This window comes from Mycobacterium sp. 852002-40037_SCH5390672 (assembly GCF_001665875.1).
GTDB lineage: Bacteria > Actinomycetota > Actinomycetes > Mycobacteriales > Mycobacteriaceae > Mycobacterium.
Genome location: NZ_LZTA01000047.1, coordinates 1 through 21,790 on the forward strand (window position 1 = coordinate 1; position 21,790 = coordinate 21,790).

Here is a 21,790-nt window from a genome sequence, read left to right on the forward strand (position 1 = left end):
CGAAGCGGATGTTCTCCAGCAGCAGGACGTCGCCGTCGGTCAGCCCCTCGGCGCGGGCCAGCGCGTCGGTGCCGACGACTCGGGACTGCTCGGAGCCGGCCAGCTGGACGTGCCGGCCCAGCTGCTCACCGAGCGCCGCGGCGACGGGCGCCAGCGACAGCTTCGGGTCGGCTCCGCCCTTGGGCCGGCCGAGGTGCGCGGTGATCACCACCCTGGCGCCCGCCTCGACCAGCGCCTTCAGCGTCGGCACCGACGCGCTGGCCCGCGCCGAGGGGCTGACCGACGGCGACGTCCTGCTGCTGGAGAACATCCGCTTCGACGCCCGCGAAACCAGCAAGGACGACGGCGAGCGCCTGGCGCTGGCAAAGCAGCTGGCCGAATTGGTCGGTCCGACAGGCGCTTTCGTCTCCGATGGCTTCGGCGTGGTGCACCGCAAACAGGCCTCCGTGTACGACATCGCCACCCTGCTGCCGCACTACGCCGGCACCCTGGTGGCCGAGGAGATCCAGGTGCTGGAGCAGTTGACCAGCTCCACCAAACGCCCCTATGCGGTGGTGCTCGGTGGGTCGAAGGTGTCCGACAAGCTCGGCGTCATCGAGTCATTGGCCACCAAGGCCGACAGCATCGTCATCGGCGGCGGCATGTGCTTCACTTTCCTTGCCGCGCAAGGATTCTCGGTTGGCAAATCCCTGCTGGAGACCGAGATGGTGGATACCTGCCGCAGGCTTTTGGACACCTACGTCGACGTGTTGCGGCTGCCGGTGGACATCGTGGTGGCCGACAAGTTCGCCGCCGACGCAACACCGCAGACCGTTGCGGCCGACGCCATCCCGGACGACCTGATGGGCCTGGACATCGGGCCGGGATCGGTCAAGCGGTTCACCACGTTGTTGTCCAACGCCGAGACCGTCTTCTGGAACGGGCCGATGGGCGTCTTCGAGTTCCCGACCTATGCCGCGGGCACCAAGGGCGTCGCCCAAGCGATCGCCGCGGCCACCGGCAAGGGCGCGTTCAGTGTGGTGGGCGGCGGGGACTCCGCGGCCGCGGTGCGCGCGCTGGGCATCCCGGAGGGCGACTTCTCGCACATCTCCACCGGTGGGGGAGCGTCGCTGGAATACCTTGAGGGCAAGACGCTTCCGGGTATCGAGGTGTTGAGCCGACCCCAGCCCGACCACAACTAGGGAGGCCCAGAGTCGTGAGCCGCAAACCGCTGATCGCCGGCAACTGGAAGATGAACCTCAACCACTTCGAGGCCATTGCGCTGGTGCAAAAGATCGCGTTCGCGTTGCCGGACAAGTACTACGACAAGGTGGACGTCACGGTTCTGCCCCCGTTCACGGATCTGCGCAGCGTGCAAACCCTGGTCGACGGTGACAAGCTGCGGCTGACCTACGGCGGGCAGGACCTGTCCCAGCACGATTCGGGTGCCTACACCGGCGACATCAGCGGTGCCTTCCTGGCCAAGCTGGGTTGCACGTTCGTCGTCGTCGGGCACTCCGAGCGGCGGACCTACCACCACGAGGACGACGCGGTGGTGGCCGCCAAGGCCGCGGCGGCACTCAAGCACGAACTGACCCCGATCGTCTGCATCGGCGAGCACCTCGACGTCCGCGAGGCGGGCAATCACGTCGGCCACTGTGAAGAGCAGCTGCGCGGTTCGCTCGCCGGGCTGTCCGCCGAACAGATCGGCAAGGTCGTCATCGCCTACGAACCGGTATGGGCGATCGGCACCGGACGGGTCGCCAGCGCGGGCGACGCCCAAGAGGTGTGCGCGGCGATCCGCAAGGAACTGGGCGCGCTGGCGTCATCGCAGATCGCCGACTCGGTCCGGGTGCTCTACGGCGGATCGGTGAACGCCAAGAACATCGGCGAGCTGATCGCCCGCGATGACATCGACGGTGGCCTGGTCGGCGGTGCGTCCCTGGACGGCGAGCAGTTCGCCACGCTGGCGGCGATCGCCGCCGGTGGGCCCCTGCCCTGAGAACCCATCGGCCCCGGTAGGCTAGCCGTCATGCAGTTGGCTTTGCAGATCACCCTGGTCGTCACCAGCATCCTGGTGGTGCTGCTGGTGCTGCTGCACCGCGCCAAGGGTGGCGGCCTGTCCACGCTGTTCGGTGGGGGCGTGCAGTCGAGCCTGTCCGGATCCACGGTGGTGGAAAAGAACCTGGACCGGCTGACGTATTTCCTCACCGCCATCTGGCTGGTGTGCATCATCGGCATCGCGCTGATGATCAAGTACCGCTGACCGCACGGATGGGTGATCCCACGCGATCCAACCGCGCGTTCACAGTGCGGCGGTCAGTCTCCATAATGCTTCGCGGTCGACTGAGTTGGAGCGGTCCAGCGGATTGAGCACGACATCGGTGGCTCCGGCGTCACGGTAGCGGCGTAACTGGCGTGCGACAGATTCCTCGGGTCCGATCGCCGCGAGGTCGACGACACTGGCGAGGCCTTCCCGGGCGATCACGTTGCGATACGACGGGATGGTCTCGTAGAAGCTCAGCTGTTGCGCGGCGGCGGTGCGAGCGCCCTCGACATCGTCGGACAACAGCACGGGCACCGCGGCGATGATGCGCGGTGCCGGGCGGCCCGCCTCGGCTGCCGCCATGGTGATTTCGGGCACGATGAATTCTCCGATAGTCCGGGGCCCGGCCAGGTTGGGCAGTGTCCCGTTGGCCAGTTCGCCGGTGACTCGCAACGCCTTGGGGCCCATCGCCGCCACGTACACCGGGATCGGTGTGCCGCCGGGGACCTGCACCGGCCAGGTGGGACTGGCGCGCAGTTCACTGCCGTGAAAGTCGACGCCGCCGGTGTTGAACACCGACGCCAGGATCGTCAGGTGCTCGCGCAGCCGGGTGATGGTGTCGGGCCATTCGGTGCCGAAGGCCCGGCGTTCCATGTGGCGGGCACCCAGTCCCAGCCCAAGGCTGAAGTGACCGTGCGCGGCGGCCTGCGCCGTTTGCGCCAATGAGGCCATGATCAGCGGGTGACGGGGGTTGATCGGCACCACCGAGGTGCCCACGCCCAGCCCGGGCACGGCGGCTCCGACGAGCGCGGCGAGCGCGATTGCGTCGTAATTCTGCTGTTGGGGCAGCCACACGTGCGCTACCCCGAGCTCATGGGCTCGGTTGGCTTGGGCGATCACGTCATCGACCAGATTGGGGGCATCGGGACGGGCCATGACAATGATTCCGGCGGACATGTCCGCAACCAACGCGCTCAATCGGGTGGTGATTCCTTCCCGATCACGGTGATCTGACGTACTGGGCGCCACGGTGATTCGCGGCCGCGGGTGATCCCCGACGGGCGGATGCTGACATCCGCGTCGATACTGGGTCCTATGGTTGAGGCATCCGAGGGCACGCTGGAACCGATTGGCGCCGTACAGCGCACCCTGGTGGGTCGTGAGGCGACGGAGCCGATGCGCGCCGACATCAGGCTGCTGGGCACCATTCTGGGCGACACGGTGCGCGAGCAGAACGGGCACGAGGTGTTCGAGCTCGTCGAACGTGCCCGGGTGGAGTCGTTTCGGGTGCGGCGCTCCGAGATCGACCGGGTCGAGCTGGCGCGGATGTTCGATGGCATCGACATCCACCGGGCGATTCCGGTCATTCGGGCGTTCAGCCACTTCGCGTTGCTCGCCAACGTCGCCGAAGACATCCACCGGGAGCGCCGCCGGGCGATTCACGTCGCCGCCGGCGAAGCCCCGCAGGACAGCAGCCTGGCCGCGACCTACGCCAAACTCGACCGGGCGCAACTGGATTCGGCCACCGTCGCCGACGCGCTGAAGGGCGCCGTCGTGGCCCCGGTGATCACCGCACACCCCACCGAGACCCGTCGGCGCACCGTGTTCGTCACCCAGCACCGGATCACCGAACTGATGCGGCTGCACGCCGAGGGACACGAAGAAACCGACGACGGGCGCAACATCGAACTCGAATTGCGCCGCCAGGTCCTCACGCTGTGGCAGACCGCGCTGATCCGGTTGTCCCGGTTGCAGATCACCGATGAGATCGAGGTGGGGCTGCGGTACTACGCCGCCGCATTCTTCACGGTGATCCCGCAGGTCAACGCGGAGGTGCGCGACGCCCTGCGGACACGCTGGCCCGACGCCGACCTGCTGAACCAGCCGATGCTGCAGCCCGGCTCCTGGATCGGCGGGGACCGCGACGGCAATCCGAACGTGACCGCCGACGTGGTGCGCCAGGCCACCGGCAGCGCGGCATTCACGGCGCTGGCGCACTACCTGTCCGAACTGACCGCCCTGGAGCAGGAGCTGTCGATGTCAGCGCGCCTGGTCGCGGTCACCCCCGAGCTGACCGAGCTGGCCGAGGGCTGCGGGGAGAAGGCCCGCGCCGACGAGCCGTACCGGCGCGCGGTGCGGGTGATCCGCGCCCGCCTCACCGCGACAAGTGCCGAAATCCTGGACCGGCGTCCGCAACACGAGCTGGACCTGGGATTGGCGCCCTATGGCGCCCCGGCCGAACTGCAGTCCGACCTGGACACCATCGATGCGTCGCTGCGCGCGCACGGCAGCGCACTGCTGGCCGACGACCGCGTGGCGCTGCTGCGAGAAGGCGTGCGGGTCTTCGGGTTTCATCTGTGCGGCCTGGATATGCGGCAAAACTCCGACGTGCACGAGGAAGTCGTCGCCGAGCTGCTGGCGTGGTCCGGGGTGCATCCCGACTACGGTTCGCTGCCCGAAGACGAGCGGGTCGAGCTGTTGGCCGCCGAGCTGGGCACCCGCCGGCCGCTGGTCGGCGACAACGCGGAACTGTCCGAGCTGGCCCACAAAGAGCTGGGCGTGATGCGTGCGGCCGCGCATGCCATCAAGCGCTACGGACCGGCCGCCGTGCCCAACTACGTGATCTCCATGTGCCGCTCGGTCTCCGACGTCCTCGAGGCTGCGATCCTGCTGAAAGAGGCGGGACTGATCGACGCGTCCGGGGACGCGCCTTACTGCCCGGTGGGCATCTCACCGCTGTTCGAGACCATCGACGACCTGTACAACGGCGCCGCGATCCTGCACGCCATGCTCGAACTCCCCATTTACCGCGCGCTGGTGGCCGCGCGCGACGACAGCCAGGAAGTGATGCTCGGGTATTCCGACTCCAACAAGGACGGCGGGTATCTGGCCTCCAGCTGGGCGGTCTACCGGGCCGAACTGGCCCTGGTCGAAGTGGCCCGTAAAACCGGAATCCGGTTGCGGCTCTTCCACGGTCGCGGCGGCACCGTCGGCCGCGGTGGCGGCCCGAGCTACGAAGCCATCCTGGCGCAGCCGCCCGGAGCCGTGAACGGTTCGCTGCGGCTCACCGAGCAGGGCGAGGTGATCGCCGCGAAATACGCCGAACCGCAAGCCGCGCAACGCAATCTGGAGAGCCTGCTGGCCGCCACGCTGGAATCCACGTTGCTGGATGTGGAGGGCCTGGGTGACGCCGCGGAACCGGCGTACGCGGTGCTCGACGAGGTGGCCGTGCTGGCGCAGCGCGCCTACGCCGAACTAGTCCATGACACACCGGGTTTCGTCGACTATTTCATGGCCTCCACGCCGGTCAGCGAGATCGGCTCACTGAACATCGGTAGCCGGCCCACCTCACGCAAACCCACCCAGTCCATCTCGGATCTGCGAGCTATCCCGTGGGTGCTGGCGTGGAGCCAGTCGCGGGTCATGCTGCCCGGCTGGTACGGCACCGGGTCGGCATTCCAGCAGTGGATCGCGGGGGGCCCGGAAAGCGAAAGCGAGCGGGTGGACATCCTGCACGACTTGTACCAACGCTGGCCGTTTTTCCGCAGCGTGCTGTCGAACCTGGCCCAGGTGCTGGCCAAAAGCGACCTCGGCCTGGCGGCGCGCTACGCCGAATTGGTGGACGACGAGGAATTGCGGCACCGGGTATTCGACAAGATCGTCGACGAGCACCGGCGAACCATCGCCATGCACAAGCTCATCACCGGCCAGGACAACCTGCTCGCCGACAACCCGGCGCTGGCGCGTTCGGTGTTCAACCGCTTTCCATACCTCGAGCCGCTCAACCACCTGCAGGTGGAGTTGCTGCGCCGCTACCGTTCCGGCGACGACGACGAATTGGTGCAGCGTGGCATTTTGCTGACGATGAACGGGCTCGCCAGCGCCCTGCGAAACAGCGGCTGATAACCCGCGAATCGGTCACCGGGCCGGCCCGGTCGCGAATACCCTGATTGACGCGACGTCGACCAAGGAGACCAGTGAGCGGATCCGGACTACCCCTGTGGCTATTTCTGGTTTCGGTCATCGCCGTGGCGATCGCGATCGCTGTGGGTTCCATCTGGCTGGGAAATCGCATCCTGCCGATGCAGCGGTATGGCAAGGATCAGAATCCGGCGATCGCCTCGTTTCTCACCGTCGTCGGCTTCCTTTACGGTGCCCTGCTGGGCTTCACCGTGGTGACCACGTGGGATCACTTCTCATCCACCCAGGTGGTCGTCTCCGGTGAGGCGTCGGCACTGACGACGATGTATCGGCAAACGGTCGCCATGCCCGAACCGGAGCGCACCGACATTCAGGTGCTGCTGCGCAAGTACGCGAGCGCGGTCGCGGGCCCCGAGTGGAACAAGCAGAACAACGACGGCGCGCGCGCCGCGATCACCCGGATGTATCGCACGGTGGGCCGTCAACAGCCCAATATCGCGGCGAAGCCGATCAATCAGCAATTCCTCAACCAGTTGAGCGAGTTGGCTTCCGACCGTAACGAGCGAATCGTGGGCACCAAGCCTCGGATACCCGCCCTGATGTGGGCGGGTCTGATCTTCGGTGCTGTTGTGCTGGTTGCCTTTACGGGTTTCCTGCGGCTGGGCAGTACCGTCGGGCACGTCATCGTGTCGAGCACGGTCGCGGTTCTGCTGGGTCTGTTGCTGTGTGTCGTGTTCCAACTCGACCACTCGTATGCGACCGATCAACGGATCACGTCCGGGCCGTTCCAGCACGCACTGGACATTTTCGATTCGGTTGACAACGACAGCCGCTACTTCCCGCGCTGAGCATCGACGTTGCGGGCCGTGGCTTCGGCGGCGGTTATGGTTGAGTCGGGGGCTTGGCCGGACCGGCCGTAAACGCAATGCACGTCTATGCAACGGGGAGGGTTGGCATTGAAGACCATCACATTCGGCAAGACGGGGCTTGAGGTTTCCCGATTGGCCTTCGGTACCTGGGAGTTCTGCAGTGACTGGGGCCATTCCGACGAGGACGCCGCGATCGCCATGATCCGCAGCGCCCGCGATCTGGGGATCAACTTCTTCGACACCGCCCAGCAATACGGGTTCGGCGCGTCCGAACGCCTTCTGGGAAAGGCTCTTCGCGACGATCTCAAAAAATCGCGGGACGAGGTGGTGATCGCCACCAAAGGCGGGTTGCGTGCCACCGACCACGGGCTGGTTCGCGACGGCAGCCCGGAATGGTTGCGGCAAGGCGTGGAGTCCAGCCTGAACGCGTTGGGCATCGACCACATCGACGTCTATCTCGTGCACTGGCCCGATCCCGGCACCCCGGCATCCGAGACCGCCGGCGCGCTCGCAGAACTGGTGTCGGAAGGCAAGATTCGGCATGTGGGTGTGTCGAACTACGACGCCGCGCAGGTGCGGGAGTTCTCCGAGACTCTTCCCGTGGAGGTGGTGCAGCCGCCCTACCATTTGTTTCGCCGCGATATCGAAGACGAGCTGCTACCGTATTCCCGCGAACACGACATCGGCGTGATGGTGTACGGGCCGCTGGCGCACGGTCTGCTGACCGGAACGATGAAGGCCGACACCAGTTTCGCCGCCGGGGATTGGCGCGGTAAGAGCGACGTTTTCAGCGGCGACGGCTACCTGCGCAACCTGGAAGTCGTTGCGCGGCTTGAGGGTCTGGCCGCAGGCCTGGGCGTGACGATCAGCCAGCTGGCCATCGCGCGGGTCATCGCGCAGCCGGGCGTGCACGTCGCCATCGTCGGAGCCCAGCACCTGCGCTACCTGCAGGAGAGTTCCCGCGCGGCCGACGTCGCCCTGTCCGAAGGCGATCTCGTGGCCATCGATGAGATCCTGGGGGCGGCGACCCCGGTAGGCGGTCCGTACCCCGAGATGCACCAGAAGGCGAGTTAGATCAGCCTTTCAGCAACTCGCCGACGTGCGCGGTGACCGAATCGGTGAGGCCTTGCAGGTCATAACCGCCTTCGAGCACCGCCACCAACCTACCGTCGCACAGGTTTTCGGCTGCCGTCATCAATTCCCTGGTGACCCAAGCGAAGTCGGCGGCCGTCATGGTCAGCGAGCCGAGCGGATCACGCTCGTGGGCGTCGAAGCCGGCGGACACGATGATCAACTCGGGCGAAAACGACTGCAACGCAGGCACTATCCGGTCCTGAAAGGCGGCGCGCAGTTCGGCGCCGCCGTCACCGGGTGCCAGCGGCGCATTGAAGATGTTGCCGACTCCGGTTTCTCGTGCCGCACCGGTACCGGGGAACAGCGGCATCTGATGCGTGGACGCGTAGAGCACGCTGGGGTCCGAGTAGAAGATCTGCTGGGTGCCGTTGCCGTGATGGACGTCGAAATCGACGATGGCGACCCGTATCAGCCCGTGTTTGAGTTGTGCATGACGCGCGCCGATGCTGATGTTGTTGAACAGGCAGAAGCCCATGGCGCGCTCGGTCTCGGCGTGATGACCCGGCGGCCGGCACGCGACGAACGCGTTCTGGGCGTCACCGGTGAGGACCCTGTCCACGGCCTGCAGCGTGGCGCCCACCCCGCGCAGTGCCGTCTCCCAGGTCGAGGGCTCCATCATGGTGTCGCCGCCGTCGAGGTAGACGTAGCCGTCCTCGGGTCGCGCGGCTTCCAGCGCGTCCACATAGCGATTGGAGTGCACGTAGCGCGTCGCCGCGAGCTCGGCGGGCTCGGCCTCCTCCCGCAGCAGAGTGTCAAACCGCGGCCGGCTCAGCGCCGCTTCCACGGCGCGGTAGCGGTCCGGGCGCTCCGGATGGCCGGGAGCGGTCCGATGAGCGGCGAAGGCGCAGTGATGCAGCAGCAGCGTGGCCATCAGGTCCTGCCGAGCGCCTACTGCACGGTCCGGTTGCGCAGCCTGTCCACCAGGCCGCGCACCGCATGTTCGGTGATGGCCAGCGGAGACATCATGGTCTCGCCCACCCTCACCATGTCGTCGACCCGCGCAACGATGGCTTCCACCGGTTCGACCAGCACGATCAGCCGCTTGGCCAGATCGTCCAGGCTGGTCATGGTGCCGTCCAGGTGATCCAGACCGGCCTCCAGGCGTTCCACCGTGGCGTTCAGGGCTGAAAGTGAACTGCTGAGCTCCTTCATGGTGTTGCTCAACCCGTCGAGGACGTCTTCGACCTGCTCAACGGTTTTGTCGGCGTTCAACGCGGCCTGGGTGAGCGTCTTGATCCGGCTTCGCTCTTGCCCCCCGCGCACGGTTCTGTCTGCCATGACCGTCATTATGACCCGGCCGGGCAGGACGGGAGCCCGAAGGCATCCACCACCTCGAAAGCGCTAGCGGATGCGCTATCGCATTTCAGAAGTTCGTCACGCCAAGTGCGTGCGCGACGGCTAGCTTTGCTCTCCGGTCCGCGACGGCAGCTTGGCCGCGGCGTCCTCGTCGAGCAGCCACAGCGTGGTCTCTAGCCCGACCGCCCCGGCCGCCGGCACCGAGACCGGTGCGGCGCCACCGATCGCCGCGGCCACCGCCTCGGCCTTGCCACCGCCGGAGACCATCAGCCAGACTTCACGCGAACGTGCAATGGCGGGCAGCGTCAAGGTGATTCGTTGCGGCGGCGGCTTGGGGGAGTCGTCGACCGGCACCACCATGCGGGTGGTTTCGAGCACGGCCGGGGTGTCGGGGAACAGTGAGTTGATGTGTCCCTCGGGGCCCATGCCCAGCAGGTGTACATCGAAATTCGGAACTTGCTGTCCGGGAGCGGCGTTGGCGGCCAGCAACTGCTCGTAGGCCAGCGCCGCGGCGGCGAGATCATTGCCGAACTCGCCGTCACTTGCCGGCATCGGATGCACCTGGCGCGACGGTATGTCGACGTGGGAGAGCAGCGCGGCCCGTGCCTGCTTGTCGTTGCGCTCGTCGTCGTCCTCCGGGACGTAGCGCTCGTCGCCCCAGAACAGATGCACGCATCCCCAGTCGATCTCACGTCCCACCAGCGACTGCAGCAGCCCGATGCCGTTGCCGCCGCCGGTCAGCACGATGAGCGCTTGGCCCCGCGCCGCCACGGCCTTCGCGATGGTGTCGGTCAGTCGCGTGGCGGCGGCTTCGACCATGGTCTGGCTATCCGGGAAAATTTCGATGCTGGTGCTCACACGTATTGCACTTTCTCGATGCCTTCGAGCGCTGATTGGTAAATCTCGTCGGGATCAAGGCGACGCAGGTCTTCGGCGAGGCACTCACCGGTTTCCCTGCGCGCCAAGGGGAGTAGGGCGTCCGGCCGCGACGTCCGGCTCAACGTGGCGGTCCTGCCTTCCTGCGGCCGGCTCAAGACGATGGTCTCGCTCTTGCGCACCAGTTCGATCTTGAGTTCACCGACCGCCCGGCGCACCGGACCGTCGATCCGGCTGGCCAGCCACCCCGCCAGGACGTCCAGGGCGGGTTCGGTCGCCAGCCCGGACACCAGCGCCGACTCGATGGGCTCGTGCGGCGTCAGGTCGACGGCCGAGGTGAGCAGCGCGCGCCAATAGGTGATGCGCGCCCAGGCGAGGTCGGTGTCACCCGCGGTGTATCCGGGCAGCCGGCTCTTGATGGCCGCCAACGGGTCGACGCCGTTGGTCGCGTCGGTGATGCGCCGAATGGCCAACCGTCCCAACGGGTCTTGCGCGGGGACCGCCGGTGCGACATCGGGCCACCAGATCACCACCGGGATGTCGGGCAGCAGGAAGGGGGTGACCACGCTGGCGGCGTGGCCGGACAGCGCCCCGGACAGCCGCAGCACCACGACTTCGCTGGCGCCGGTGTCGCCGCCGGCGCGCAACTGCGCATCCAGGCGTGGCTTGTCCGCGTACGGATTGCCCCTCATCGTCACGATGATCCGGCTGGGGTGTTCATGGCTGGCGTTGTTGGCCGCTTTCAGCGACTCTTCGAAGATCTCCTCGCTGTCCGGCGCGATGATCAGGGTCAGCACCCGGCCCATCGCGACGGCACCGACCCTTTCCCGCAGTTCGTCGAGTCGCTTGTTGACCGCCGTGGTGGTGGCGTCCGGCATATCAATGATCATCAGGGCCGCCGCCATTCCCGGTCGGTGCGGTGCAACATCTCGAAGGCCGAGTCCGGACCCCAGGTGCCAGCCTCGTACGGTTCGGGTTTGCCGCTGGCGGCCCAGTTATTGAGCACGGGATCGAGGATGTCCCAAGCCAATTCGACCTCTTCGTTGACCGGGAACAGGGACGGCTCGCCCAGCAGCACGTCGAGGATCAACTGTTCGTAGGCCTCGGGCGATTCCTCGGCGAACGCCGAGCCGTAGGAGAAGTCCATGTTGACGTCGCGGACTTCCATCGCGGTGCCAGGCACCTTGGAGCCGAACCGCAGCGTGATGCCTTCGTCGGGCTGCACCCGGATCACCATGGCGTTGGTGCCCAGCTCGTCGGTCATGGTCGCATCGAACGGCAGGTGCGGTGCCCGCTTGAAGACCAGGGCGATCTCGGTCACCCTGCGGCCCAGGCGTTTTCCGGTTCGCAGGTAGAAGGGCACACCGGCCCAGCGGCGGGTGTCCACCTCGAGCGTGATGGCGGCGAACGTCTCGGTCGTCGAGTCTTTGGCGAATCCTTCTTCGTCGAGCAGCCCGACGACCTTCTCACCGCCCTGCCAGCCCGCCGTGTACTGGCCGCGGCTGGTGGTCTCGTCGAGGGGCTCGGCGAGGTGGGTTGCCGAGAGCACCTTGATCTTCTCGGCTTGCAGCGCCGACGGACTGAAGCTGACCGGTTCCTCCATCGCGGTCAGCGCCAGCAGCTGCATCAGGTGGTTCTGGATAACGTCGCGCGCGGCGCCGATGCCGTCGTAATAGCCCGCCCGGCCGCCCAGACCGATGTCCTCGGCCATGGTGATCTGCACGTGATCCACGTAGTGCGCGTTCCAGATCGGGTCGAACAACTGATTGGCGAACCGCAGCGCCAGGATGTTGCGGACCGTCTCCTTGCCCAGGTAATGGTCGATCCGGAAGACGGACTCCTCCGGAAAGACGGCATTGACGGACTTGTTCAGGGCTTGCGCGCTTTCCAGGTCATGACCGAACGGCTTCTCGATCACCACCCGGCTCCACCGCTCACCCTGCGGGCGCGCCAAACCCGACCTGTGCAACTGCTCGCACACCACCGGGAAGGATTTGGGTGGGATGGCCAGATAGAAGGCGTGGTTGCCGCCGGTGCCGCGCTCGGCGTCCAGCTTGTCCAGGGTCTCGGCCAGCCGGCCGAACGCCTCATCGTCATCGAAAGCGCCTGGGACGAAACGGAATCCCTCGGCCAGCCGATCCCAGTTTTCCTGCCGGAAGGGCGTGCGGCAGTGTTCCTTGACGGCCTCGTGCACCACCTTGCCGAAATCCTGGGTGCTCCAATCCCGGCGGGCGAAGCCCACCAATGAGAAGCTGGGCGGCAACAGCCCGCGATTGGCCAGGTCGTAGATGGCCGGCATGACCTTCTTGCGGGCCAGGTCGCCGGTGACGCCGAAGATCACCATCCCGCACGGCCCCGCGATCCGCGGGAGCCGCTTGTCGCGCTTGTCCCGTAACGGGTTATGCCATTGTTGCGCGGTGCGGGCTGGGCTCATTTGGAGGCGGAGCCCAGCTGTTTCTGTGTCTCCTCCAGCAGCTCGGTCCAGGAATCCACGAACTTCTCCACGCCCTCGTTCTCCAGCACCTTGAAGACGTCGGTCAGGTCGATGCCGATCTGCTCCAGCTTGTCGAACACCCCCTGGGCATCGCCTGCGGTGCCGGTGATTGTGTCGCCCTTGATCTCGCCGTGGTCGGCGACGGCGTCAATCGTCTTTTCCGGCATGGTGTTCACCGTGTTGGGCGCCACCAGCTCGGTGACGTAGAGGGTGTCGGAGTAGTCGGGGTTCTTGACGCCCGTGGACGCCCACAGCGGACGCTGAACCCGGACGCCGTCGGCCTTGAGCGACTCAAAGCGATCGCCGCCCTCGAAGACCTCCTGGTAGGCGGCGTAGGCCAGCCGCGCGTTGGCCACCCCGGCCTTGCCCAGCAGCGCCTTCGCATCCTCCGACCCGATCTTCTCCAGCCGCTTGTCGACCTCGGTGTCCACCCGGGACACGAAAAACGATGCGACGGAATGGATCTTGGACAGGTCATGCCCCGCCTCGCGGGCCTTCTCCAGGCCCGCTAGGTAGGCGTCCATCACCTGACGGTGCCGCTCGACGGAGAAGATCAACGTCACGTTGACCGAAATGCCTTCCGCGAGAACGGCGGTGATCGCCGGAACGCCGGCCTTGGTCGCCGGAATCTTGATGAACAGGTTCGGCCGGTCGACGATCTTCCACAGTTCGACGGCCTGCGCGACGGTCTTGTCGGTCTCGGCCGCCAGGCGCGGGTCCACCTCGATGGACACCCGTCCGTCGACGCCGTCCGAGGCCTCCCACTCCCGCTTGAGCACGTCGCACGCGTTGCGCACGTCGTCGGTGGTGACGGTGCGGATGGTGGCGTCGACATCGGCGCCGCGCTCGGCCAGCTCGGCGATCTGACCCTCGTAGGCGTCGCCCTCGGCGAGCGCCTTCTGGAAGATCGACGGGTTGGTGGTCACGCCGACAACGCTTTTGGTGTCGATCAGCTCCTGCAGGTTCCCGGACTGCAGCCGCTGGCGCGACAAGTCATCCAGCCAAACCGATACTCCCGCGGCGGACAGCGCCGCGAGGTTAGGGTTCTGAGTCATGTGAATTGCCCTCTCTCAGTTATCCACTACCTGTTCCGCGGCGGCCGCGACGGCTTCTGCGGTGAAACCGAATTCACGGAACAACGTTTTGTAATCGGCGGATTCGCCGTAATGCTCGATCGAAACGATCCTGCCGGTGTCGCCGACCAGCTTGTGCCAGGATTGCGCGACGCCCGCCTCGACGGCGACCCGGGCCGACACGGTCGGCGGCAGCACGCTGTCGCGGTAGTCCTCGGGCTGCGACTCGAACCATTCGACGCACGGCATGGAAACCACCCGCGCCACAATGTCCTTGTCCGCCAACAACTTCTGCGCATCGACCGCGAGCTGGACCTCCGAGCCGGTGGCGATCAGCACCACGTCGGGGTCTTGGCCGGCATCCTCGCCGTCCGAGCCCAGGATGTAGCCGCCCCGGGCGACACCGTCGGCGCTGGTCCCCTCGAGCACCGGCACATTCTGGCGGGTCAGGATCAGCCCGACGGGGCCGCTGCCGTTGCCGCGGGCCAGGACCGTACGCCAGGCGTAGGCCGTCTCGTTGGCATCGGCCGGGCGCAGCACCGAAAGGTTCGGGATGGCCCGCAGCGCCGCAAGGTGCTCGATCGGCTGATGGGTCGGGCCGTCCTCGCCGAGTCCGATGGAGTCATGGGTCCACACGTAGATGGTGTCGATGTCCATCAGCGAGGCCAGCCGCACCGCGGGCCGCATGTAGTCGGAGAACTGCAGGAAGGTGGCACCGTAGGCCCGGGTCGGGCCGTGCAGCACGATGCCGGACAGAATGGCGCCCATCGCGTGCTCACGAACACCGAAGTGCAGCGTGCGGCCGTACCAGTGCGCCGTGTAGTCCTTGGTCGAAATCGATGGCGGACCAAAGGAATCGGCGCCCTTGATGGTGGTGTTGGTGCTGCCCGCCAGATCGGCCGAACCGCCCCAGAGCTCCGGCAGTTTCGGCCCCACCGTGTTGAGCACCTCGTTGGAGGCCTTGCGGGTGGCGATCGGGTCGGAACCGGGTTCCCAGTGCGGCAGGTCGGCGTCCCACCCGTCGGGCAGCTCCTCGGCCGTCAACCGGTCCAGCAGTGCCTTGCGTTCGGGTTGCCCCTGCGCCCAGGCGTCGAAATCCGCCTGCCACTTCTCGTGCGCTTCCTTGCCACGATCCACCAGCTTGCGGGTGTGGGCGATCACCTCGTCGCGCACCTCGAACGTCTTGTCCGGGTCGAAGCCGAGGATCTCCTTGACGGCGGCTACTTCTTCGTCGCCCAGAGCCGCGCCGTGCGCCTTGCCGGTGTTCATCAACTTGGGTGCGGGGTAGCCGATGATGGTGCGCAGCGAGATGAATGACGGCCGGTCGGTGGCCGCCTTCGCGTTGGCGATGGCCTCCTCGATCGCGACGACGTTCTCGCCGCCCTCGATCTCCTGCACGTGCCAGCCGTAGGCGCGGTACCGCGCGGCGGTGTCCTCACACAGCGCGATGTTGGTGTCGTCCTCGATGGAAATCTCGTTGTGGTCGTAGAAGACGATGAGGTTGCCCAGCTGCTGGACGGCCGCCAGGGACGACGCTTCCGAGGTGACGCCCTCTTCCATGTCGCCGTCGGAGGCGATCACGTAGACGAAGTGGTCGAACGGGCTGGTGCCCGGGGGGGCGTCGGGATCGAACAGGCCGCGCTCGTAGCGCGCGGCCATCGCCATGCCCACCGCCGACGCCAGGCCCTGCCCGAGCGGGCCGGTGGTGATCTCAACGCCCTTGGTGTGCCTGAACTCCGGGTGCCCGGGCGTCTTGGATCCCCAGGTGCGCAGCGACTCGATGTCGGACAGTTCCAGGCCGAAACCACCCAGGTAAAGCTGGATGTACAGCGTCAGACTGCTATGCCCGCAGGACAGGACGAACCGGTCGCGGCCCAGCCAATAGGTGTCGCTGGGGTCGTGGCGCATCGCCCGTTGGAACAGGGTGTACGCCAGCGGCGCCAGGCTCATCGCCGTCCCGGGATGGCCGTTGCCCACCTTTTGCACCGCGTCGGCGGCCAGCACCCGAATGGTGTCGACGGCGGCCGCGTCGAGCTCGGACCAATCGTCGGGAAGGTGCGGTTGGGTCAGCGTAGAGATCTCTTCGAGTGTCGTCACAGACTCAGTCCTTGGGTCATCGAGCTGATCAATCCCACCCTAGTGCGGGAGGACCGGCTCTTGCAGCGCAGGATTTCGGGTACCCACCACCGGCAGGTGTGAAAATTACGCGCCCGTCGAAAGCGCTTAACATTCAGTTCGGGAATCCGGGAAAAATCTGCGGTAATGGACCCGCGGGCGGGTCATCGCCTCAACGCGGTCTACCATCGTGTGTAGTAGATGCTGCGCGCCGCTGCGACCCCAAGGAGTTATTGCGTGAGCGTTCGCGGGCGCGCCGCGCCGAGCCAATTGCCAAGCCGAATACGAGGCACGGTGCTGGCTTATCTGGCGCTGACCAAGCCACGGGTCATCGAACTGCTGCTTGTCACCGCTATCCCGGCGATGCTGCTGGCCCAGCGCGGGACGGTGAACCCGCTGCTGATCGTCAACACGCTGATCGGCGGAATGCTGGCCGCCGGGGGCGCCAACACCCTCAACTGCGTGGCGGACGCCGACATCGACAAGGTGATGAAGCGCACGGCCCGCCGGCCGCTGGCACGTGCCGCGGTACCCACGCGCAACGCCCTGGTGCTCGGCCTGGTGCTGACGGTGGCCTCGTTCTTCTGGCTGTGGTGGACGACGAACCTGCTGTCCGGGTTGCTCGCCCTGGCGACGATCGCGTTCTACGTATTCGTTTACACACTGCTGCTCAAGCGCCGCACCTCGCAGAACGTGGTGTGGGGCGGCGCGGCCGGCTGCATGCCGGTGATGATCGGCTGGTCGGCCGTCACCGGCACCATCGCCTGGCCGGCGTTGGTGATGTTCGCGATTATTTTCTTCTGGACGCCACCGCACACCTGGGCACTGGCGATGCGCTACAAGGACGACTACAAGGCGGCCGGTGTCCCGATGCTGCCGGCCGTGGCGACCGAGCGTCAGGTGACCAAGCAGATCCTGATCTACACCTGGCTGACGGTGCTGGCCACGCTGGCGCTGGCGCTGGCGACCGGCTGGCTGTACGCGGCCGTCGCCCTGGTGGCCGGGGTGTGGTTCCTGACGATGGCCCATCAGCTGTACGCCGGGGTCCGCGCCGGCGAGCCGGTCAGGCCGCTGCGCCTGTTCCTGCAGTCGAACAACTATCTCGCGGTGGTGTTCTGCGCGTTGGCCATCGACTCGGCCATCGGGCTGCCGCACCTGTTCTGACGCATTCCGTCCCAAGCATCTCTTGGCGGAACGACACGATATTTGCCCACCTCGCAGCGACAACTTGTGAACGTCCGCTGGAGTGCGGTTGCCAGGGGCCGGATTGTCGCTGGGAGGCGGGCAAAGCGTCGGACCTGTTCTTCCCGCAGTCGCACGCGTGTGCGGTCAGGAGCGGTCTGCGGGTGTGCCATAGGCGATGTCGTGGAAGGCGGTCCGCAACAACGCGGTGATCCGTTCCGGCGCAGCGTCTCGCAGGCCGTCCAATCGCAGCAAGTGACGCCCGATGACTGCGCCGATAGTGAGTGCCCCGATGAGACCGGCGCGCAGCTCTGCGTCGTCAGGGGCCATGTGGTGGGCAGCCTGTCGTTGACGAGCGACCATGGCTGATCGCACTTCGCCGGTGGCATCGGGGTGGGTGAAAATGGATCGGATCGCGGCCAGCGCATCGATCGGCTCCTCGGCGAGCTTGTTCTCGAGGGCGGCCAGCAACTGTTCGGCGGCTTGTTCGGGTGCCCCCGTCACCTGCTGGTCCTGTTCAAACCCCGCGACCCGCGCGAACAGCTTCTCTTTAGATCCGAAATAGCGCATCACCAGCCCGGGATCGGTTCCCGCCTCGGTAGCGATCGCGCGGATAGTGGCCCTGTCGTAGCCGAGCTCGGCGAACAACGTCTGTGCTGCCGACAGGATCCGGGATTGCGTGCGCTCACGCTGCTCAGCGCGGCTGGTGCGACCGGCACTCATGTGTTCAGTCTACGTTTGTTGACTCGAGTGCGACCGGCGTTGTATTTTCGGCCTACAACTGTTGACTGAATGGGGTAATTCGCCGTGTGGCTCACAATGCTGCTTTCTGCTCTCGCGGGTCTGATGGGCGCGAACGCCGTCCCGCACTTCGTCAAAGGCCTGGTCGGTGAACAGTTTCCGAACGTCTGGGGCAATGGCGCGCTGCGCAACGCTGTGGCGGGCACTGCCGGATTAGCGCTGGCGGTAGCGATCGGCTACTGCGCCGATCTGCCCACTCATGCGATCGCCGGCATCACCGGCCTGTTCGTCGGGGTGCTGCTGATGGCGGTGTTCCATGGTCGCGGTGGTGCTTACCGTCTCAACTCCGTTCTCGGTCTGCCGAATCCGCCCCGAACCGCGGGGCCGGGCTGCTAATCCCGGGCTGTTGTCGGTCGGCAGTTAAGGCACCAACACAACGGAGCCAACTGTCTTGCGGCCCTGCAGATCCTGATGGGCGCGGGCGGCATCGGCCAGCGGGTAGCGTCCGCCGACCTCGACGGTGATGTCGCCCCCGGCGATCGCGGCGAACAATTCCTCTGCCCGCCAACTGAATTCCTGGCCGGTGCGGACGAAATGGGCCAGCGACGGGCGGGTCAAAAACACCGAACCGGCGGCATTGAGACGCTGCGGATCGAACGGCGGCACGGGTCCGCTGGCCGCGCCGAACAGCGCCAGCGTGCCCCGGACGGCGAGACTGGCGAGGCTGGCGTCGAAGGTCGTCGCGCCCACGCCGTCGTACACCGCGGCCACCCCGGCGCCGCCGGTCAACGAGCGAATCCGCTCGCCGAATTCGTTCGCGTCGTCGGGGTAGGGGAGCACCTCGTCGGCGCCGGCGTGCCGGGACACCCGCTCCTTCTCCGGGGTCGAGACCGTGGTGATCACCCGCGCGCCGAGCAGGTGAGCCCACTGCGTCAGGATCAGGCCGACACCGCCGGCGCCGGCGTGCACCAGCACCGTGTCGCCCGCCTGCACCGGATACACCGACTTGAGCAGGTAATGGGCGGTCAGACCCTTCAGCAGGGCTGAGGCCCCGACGGCGGCGGTCACGCCGTCGGGCAGCTTGGCGGTCAAATGCGCTGGGGCCGTGGCATATTCGGCATAACCGCCGGAAGCCGCGGCGCTGGCGACACGATCGCCGACGCTGAACCCGTCGACGCCGTCACCGAGGGCTTCGACGGCGCCGCACAATTCGGAGCCCAGGATGAAGGGCAGCTCGCGGGGGTATTGGCCGGAGCGGAAATAGGTGTCGATGTAGTTGACACCGATGGCCTCGGCCTTGATCAACACCTCGCCCGGTCCGGGCGCCGGCTGTGACGTATCGACGTAGCGCAGCACCTCGGGGCCGCCGGTCTCGCTGACTTCGATTGCGTGCATCTGCTTATCATGCCCGGGCATGAAACTCGCTCGCCCGGACGTCTTCCACCCCCGCATCGTGCTGGCGGGTTGCCCGCCGCACCCCGGCGGCGACCCGGACGACGCGGGGCTGGTGCCCGCGCTACGTCAGCGTGGTCTGCACGCTCGCTGGCTGTCCTGGGACGATCCGGAAACCGCCAACGCCGATCTGGTGATCCTGCGGGCTGCCCCGGACGAAACCGATCGGCGCAACGAATTCCTGGCATGGATCCGGCGGGTGCGCCACCTGCTCAACCCGCCCGATGCGGTCGCTTGGAACCTCGATGAGCGGTATCTGCGTGACCTCGACAACGACGGGGTGCCCACGGTGCTTGACGGGCCGCCGGCCCGGTCCGGCGCCCAGGCGGCATTGATCTTCCTGGGCGGACAGCAGTCGCACGCCTGGCCGGTCGAGCCGGAGTTCGAGTCGTGGGACCTCGGCTACGCCGCGCTCGCGTCGGCCGCCGACCGCGCTGCAGTCGACGCCCGAGAGCTGCTGTACGCGCGTGCCGACGTGGCCGGCGATCGGCTGGTAGGGCTCGACCTGGTTGCGCCGGCGCTGGGCTGGCACCGGTTGGACCCCGCGGCCCGCGATCTCGCCCAGCGCCGGTTCGCCGTCGCGGTGGAGTCAGCCTGCGAGCGGCGCGGGCTCGGCCCGCTCTCGCATGGACGCCCATAGCGCCGCGGTGGCCGCGGTGCACGCCGCGGCCCCGGCCACGTGCAGGGCGACCAACACCGCGGGAACCCCGGTGTAGTACTGCGCGGTGCCGACGGCGGCTTGGGCGAACACCAGCACCAGCAGCACCGCCAGCCGCAACAGGACGGGCCGGGCGGCACGCACCGCCAGCAACCCGAAGCCCAGCCCCACCAGCAGCGCCAGGTAGGCGATCAGCAACGAGGAGTGCACGTGCACCAGGGTGTCGACCTCGACCTTCAGCCGCGGCACCGTCCGGGTGGGGCTGCGATCACCCGCGTGCGGACCGGCGGCCGTCACCAGCGTGCCCGTGACCAGCACCGCGGCCAGGTTCAGGCCGGACAGCACGGTCAGCGCGCGCAGCGGCCTGACCAGCCGCTCGCGAACCACTCCATCGTCGGGCTCGCCGATCTTGATGTAGAGCAGCACCGACAGCCACACCATCGTCATCGATGTCAGCAGGTGGATGGCAACCGTCCACCACAGCAGGCCGGTGCGCACGGTGATGCCGCCGATCACCGCCTGCACGACGGTGGACACCGGCATCAGCCAGGCATAGACCAGCACCTCGCGCCGTCGCCGCGCCCGGGTCACGGCCAGCACGGCCAGCGCCGCGGTGATCACCACGGCGAAGGTGACCATCCGATTGCCGAATTCGACCGCCTGGTGGATGCGCGGCACCTCGGCGTGGGCCACCGGAACGAAGCTGCCCGGAAAGCACTGCGGCCAGGTGGGGCAGCCCAGCCCCGAGGCGGTGACACGGACGATCGCGCCGGTGACGGCGATACCGCCCTGGGTCAGGATGACGGCCACAGCGATGAGGCGCTGGACGCCCAGACTGGGATGGGGGAGCAGGTCCACCAACCGCAACAGCATTCGTCCAAGCACGGCCCGATCCTAAGCCACCGAAACTACGGCTTGTAGTACGGCGGTCGCGAGCCCGCCCGACCCGTCAGGTGAAGCGGAACCAGCGCAGCGCGCTCAGTGCGCCCACCGCGCCCCACGCCAGCAGAACGATGACCCCGAACCAGTCCACCGACATGGTCATGGCCTGCGAGAGCGCCTCGGTGAGCGCGCCCGACGGGGTCAGCCGTGCCGCCAGCTTGACCGCCGTCGGGGTTATCCCGGTTTCCAGGGTCAGCGCGCCCAGGCCGGCGAAGACGAACCACATCAGGTTGGCGACCGCGAGCACGATCTCCGCGCGCAGCGTCCCGCCGAGCAGCAGTCCCAGGGCGGCGAAGACCACGGTGCCCAGCGCGATGACCGCCCCACCCAGGGCCAGGGCCGCCGGCGCGGGTCGCCAGCCGAGCGCAAAACCAATGGCGCCCAACAGAATTGCCTGCAAGAACACCACCGTGACCACGGCCAGAGACTTGCCCGCGATGATGCCCCACACCGGAAGCGGGGTGGCCCCCAGCCGCTTGAGCGCGCCGTAGCGCCGGTCGAAGGCCACCGCGATCGCCTGCCCGGTGAACGCCGTCGAGATCACCGCCAGCGCCATGATGACCGGGGTGAAGGTGGCCGCGCGGTGCTGGCCGAACGAGCCGAGTGGCAGCAGCGTGAGCCCGACCAGCAGCGTGATCGGGATGAACATGGTCAGCAGCAGCTGTTCGCCGTTGCGCAGCAGCAGCTTGAGCTCCAAACCGAACTGCGCGGCAAGCATTTTCGGCACCGCGCTGGGCCGCGGGTCGGGAGCGAAGGTGCCCTGGGGGAAGACGCTCGATCCAGTCTTGTTGT

At 67.1% G+C, this 21,790-nt stretch carries 21 protein-coding genes and 1 pseudogene; 9 read left to right on the plus strand and 13 right to left on the minus strand.

Annotation, left to right across the window (positions count from 1 at the left end; translation table 11 throughout):
* Positions 1-310, minus strand: a 310-nt coding sequence (gene pgk / locus A5782_RS08220) for a phosphoglycerate kinase (RefSeq protein ID WP_082942843.1), incomplete at its 3' end; no start/stop codon positions are given.
* Between pgk (A5782_RS08220) and pgk (A5782_RS08225) the strand changes: the two are divergent.
* From pgk (A5782_RS08225) to secG, 3 genes and pseudogenes are all read left to right on the plus strand, one after another.
* Positions 243-1,181, plus strand: a pseudogene (gene pgk, locus A5782_RS08225) (phosphoglycerate kinase); the annotation flags it as partial. The gene pgk (A5782_RS08220) and the pseudogene pgk (A5782_RS08225) sit on opposite strands and share 68 nt — an antisense overlap.
* A 14-nt stretch (positions 1,182-1,195) precedes the next feature.
* Positions 1,196-1,981: a triose-phosphate isomerase gene (tpiA, locus tag A5782_RS08230; protein WP_067097701.1), complete on the plus strand. Its 786-nt coding sequence runs from the start codon at positions 1,196-1,198 to the stop codon at positions 1,979-1,981.
* A gap of 30 nt (positions 1,982-2,011) precedes the next feature.
* Positions 2,012-2,245 (plus strand): preprotein translocase subunit SecG, encoded by a 234-nt coding sequence (gene secG, locus A5782_RS08235; RefSeq protein ID WP_067097704.1) that lies wholly within the window; start codon positions 2,012-2,014, stop codon positions 2,243-2,245.
* A gap of 39 nt (positions 2,246-2,284) precedes the next feature.
* Here secG and A5782_RS08240 read toward each other — a convergent pair whose 3' ends face one another.
* Positions 2,285-3,202, minus strand: coding sequence for an LLM class F420-dependent oxidoreductase (locus A5782_RS08240; protein WP_067097706.1), 918 nt, complete (start codon positions 3,200-3,202; stop codon positions 2,285-2,287).
* A gap of 138 nt (positions 3,203-3,340) precedes the next feature.
* Between A5782_RS08240 and ppc the strand changes: the two genes are divergently transcribed.
* The 3 genes from ppc to A5782_RS08255 all read left to right on the plus strand — a co-directional run bounded on the left by ppc (position 3,341) and on the right by A5782_RS08255 (position 8,109).
* On the plus strand, positions 3,341-6,148 hold the full coding sequence (gene ppc, locus A5782_RS08245) for a phosphoenolpyruvate carboxylase (RefSeq protein WP_067097709.1): 2,808 nt from the start codon (positions 3,341-3,343) through the stop codon (positions 6,146-6,148).
* A gap of 74 nt (positions 6,149-6,222) precedes the next feature.
* Positions 6,223-7,014, plus strand: coding sequence for a DUF4239 domain-containing protein (locus A5782_RS08250; protein ID WP_067097712.1), 792 nt, complete (start codon positions 6,223-6,225; stop codon positions 7,012-7,014).
* 108 nt (positions 7,015-7,122) lie between these two features.
* The gene (locus A5782_RS08255) at positions 7,123-8,109 is read left to right on the plus strand and encodes an aldo/keto reductase (protein WP_067097714.1); all 987 of its coding nucleotides are present in this window, start codon (positions 7,123-7,125) and stop codon (positions 8,107-8,109) included.
* Position 8,110: 1 nt separating this feature from the next.
* On the opposite strand, the gene A5782_RS08260 is transcribed toward A5782_RS08255, so the two are convergent.
* From A5782_RS08260 to tkt, 7 genes are all read right to left on the minus strand, one after another.
* Entirely contained in the window at positions 8,111-9,040 is a 930-nt protein-coding gene (locus A5782_RS08260) for a histone deacetylase family protein (protein WP_067097717.1), read from the minus strand.
* Between the two features lie 17 nt (positions 9,041-9,057).
* The gene (locus A5782_RS08265) at positions 9,058-9,456 is read right to left on the minus strand and encodes an ATPase (RefSeq protein WP_067097719.1); all 399 of its coding nucleotides are present in this window, start codon (positions 9,454-9,456) and stop codon (positions 9,058-9,060) included.
* Positions 9,457-9,567: 111 nt separating this feature from the next.
* Complete coding sequence (pgl, locus tag A5782_RS08270; protein ID WP_067097722.1) at positions 9,568-10,323, minus strand: 6-phosphogluconolactonase; 756 nt, start codon at positions 10,321-10,323, stop codon at positions 9,568-9,570.
* Positions 10,320-11,231 carry a glucose-6-phosphate dehydrogenase assembly protein OpcA gene (gene opcA / locus A5782_RS08275; protein WP_067097858.1) on the minus strand — a complete coding sequence of 304 codons (912 nt, stop codon included), beginning with the start codon at positions 11,229-11,231 and terminating at the stop codon, positions 10,320-10,322. The genes pgl and opcA overlap by 4 nt, the downstream gene beginning before the upstream one ends.
* Positions 11,231-12,775 carry a glucose-6-phosphate dehydrogenase gene (gene zwf, locus A5782_RS08280; protein ID WP_067097724.1) on the minus strand — a complete coding sequence of 515 codons (1,545 nt, stop codon included), beginning with the start codon at positions 12,773-12,775 and terminating at the stop codon, positions 11,231-11,233. Before zwf ends, opcA begins: the two co-directional genes overlap by 1 nt.
* Positions 12,772-13,890 (minus strand): transaldolase, encoded by a 1,119-nt coding sequence (gene tal, locus A5782_RS08285; RefSeq protein WP_067097727.1) that lies wholly within the window; start codon positions 13,888-13,890, stop codon positions 12,772-12,774. Before tal ends, zwf begins: the two co-directional genes overlap by 4 nt.
* Before the next feature lie 15 nt (positions 13,891-13,905).
* On the minus strand, positions 13,906-16,005 hold the full coding sequence (tkt, locus tag A5782_RS08290) for a transketolase (protein WP_067097730.1): 2,100 nt from the start codon (positions 16,003-16,005) through the stop codon (positions 13,906-13,908).
* Between the two features lie 255 nt (positions 16,006-16,260).
* Between tkt and A5782_RS08295 the strand changes: the two genes are divergently transcribed.
* The gene (locus A5782_RS08295) at positions 16,261-17,187 is read left to right on the plus strand and encodes a heme o synthase (RefSeq protein WP_067097733.1); all 927 of its coding nucleotides are present in this window, start codon (positions 16,261-16,263) and stop codon (positions 17,185-17,187) included.
* A gap of 165 nt (positions 17,188-17,352) precedes the next feature.
* On the opposite strand, the gene A5782_RS08300 is transcribed toward A5782_RS08295, so the two are convergent.
* A complete protein-coding gene (locus A5782_RS08300) occupies positions 17,353-17,928 on the minus strand; it encodes a TetR/AcrR family transcriptional regulator (RefSeq protein ID WP_067097737.1) in 576 nt (191 codons plus the stop codon).
* Positions 17,929-18,024: 96 nt separating this feature from the next.
* Here A5782_RS08300 and A5782_RS08305 point away from each other — a divergent pair, with 96 nt between their 5' ends.
* Positions 18,025-18,342: a hypothetical protein gene (locus A5782_RS08305; RefSeq protein ID WP_067097739.1), complete on the plus strand. Its 318-nt coding sequence runs from the start codon at positions 18,025-18,027 to the stop codon at positions 18,340-18,342.
* A gap of 24 nt (positions 18,343-18,366) precedes the next feature.
* On the opposite strand, the gene A5782_RS08310 is transcribed toward A5782_RS08305, so the two are convergent.
* Complete coding sequence (locus A5782_RS08310; protein WP_067097861.1) at positions 18,367-19,341, minus strand: quinone oxidoreductase; 975 nt, start codon at positions 19,339-19,341, stop codon at positions 18,367-18,369.
* Between the two features lie 19 nt (positions 19,342-19,360).
* Between A5782_RS08310 and A5782_RS08315 the strand changes: the two genes are divergently transcribed.
* Entirely contained in the window at positions 19,361-20,038 is a 678-nt protein-coding gene (locus A5782_RS08315; protein WP_067097742.1) for a hypothetical protein, read from the plus strand.
* Here the strand turns inward: A5782_RS08315 and A5782_RS08320 are convergent.
* Both A5782_RS08320 and A5782_RS08325 read right to left on the minus strand, forming a co-directional pair.
* Positions 19,988-20,929, minus strand: coding sequence for a heme A synthase (locus A5782_RS08320; RefSeq protein WP_197694158.1), 942 nt, complete (start codon positions 20,927-20,929; stop codon positions 19,988-19,990). The two genes, A5782_RS08315 and A5782_RS08320, sit on opposite strands and share 51 nt — an antisense overlap.
* 76 nt (positions 20,930-21,005) lie before the next feature.
* A complete protein-coding gene (locus A5782_RS08325) occupies positions 21,006-21,716 on the minus strand; it encodes an ABC transporter permease (RefSeq protein ID WP_231986627.1) in 711 nt (236 codons plus the stop codon).
* Positions 21,717-21,790: the final 74 nt, after the last annotated feature.

Excerpts from the sequence above, each read along its gene's own strand:
- ppc (WP_067097709.1), top strand. The coding sequence starts at position 3,341 with ATGGTTGAGGCATCCGAGGGCACGCTGGAACCGATTGGCGCCGTACAG.
- zwf (WP_067097724.1), bottom strand. The coding sequence starts at position 12,775 with ATGAGCCCAGCCCGCACCGCGCAACAATGGCATAACCCGTTACGGGAC.
- A5782_RS08310 (WP_067097861.1), bottom strand. The coding sequence starts at position 19,341 with ATGCACGCAATCGAAGTCAGCGAGACCGGCGGCCCCGAGGTGCTGCGC.
- secG (WP_067097704.1), top strand. The coding sequence starts at position 2,012 with ATGCAGTTGGCTTTGCAGATCACCCTGGTCGTCACCAGCATCCTGGTG.
- A5782_RS08265 (WP_067097719.1), bottom strand. The coding sequence starts at position 9,456 with ATGACGGTCATGGCAGACAGAACCGTGCGCGGGGGGCAAGAGCGAAGC.
- A5782_RS08320 (WP_197694158.1), bottom strand. The coding sequence starts at position 20,929 with ATGCTGTTGCGGTTGGTGGACCTGCTCCCCCATCCCAGTCTGGGCGTC.
- opcA (WP_067097858.1), bottom strand. The coding sequence starts at position 11,231 with ATGATCATTGATATGCCGGACGCCACCACCACGGCGGTCAACAAGCGA.
- tal (WP_067097727.1), bottom strand. The coding sequence starts at position 13,890 with ATGACTCAGAACCCTAACCTCGCGGCGCTGTCCGCCGCGGGAGTATCG.
- A5782_RS08315 (WP_067097742.1), top strand. The coding sequence starts at position 19,361 with ATGAAACTCGCTCGCCCGGACGTCTTCCACCCCCGCATCGTGCTGGCG.
- A5782_RS08325 (WP_231986627.1), bottom strand. The coding sequence starts at position 21,716 with ATGCTTGCCGCGCAGTTCGGTTTGGAGCTCAAGCTGCTGCTGCGCAAC.
- A5782_RS08240 (WP_067097706.1), bottom strand. The coding sequence starts at position 3,202 with ATGTCCGCCGGAATCATTGTCATGGCCCGTCCCGATGCCCCCAATCTG.
- A5782_RS08300 (WP_067097737.1), bottom strand. The coding sequence starts at position 17,928 with ATGAGTGCCGGTCGCACCAGCCGCGCTGAGCAGCGTGAGCGCACGCAA.
- A5782_RS08260 (WP_067097717.1), bottom strand. The coding sequence starts at position 9,040 with ATGGCCACGCTGCTGCTGCATCACTGCGCCTTCGCCGCTCATCGGACC.
- A5782_RS08305 (WP_067097739.1), top strand. The coding sequence starts at position 18,025 with ATGCTGCTTTCTGCTCTCGCGGGTCTGATGGGCGCGAACGCCGTCCCG.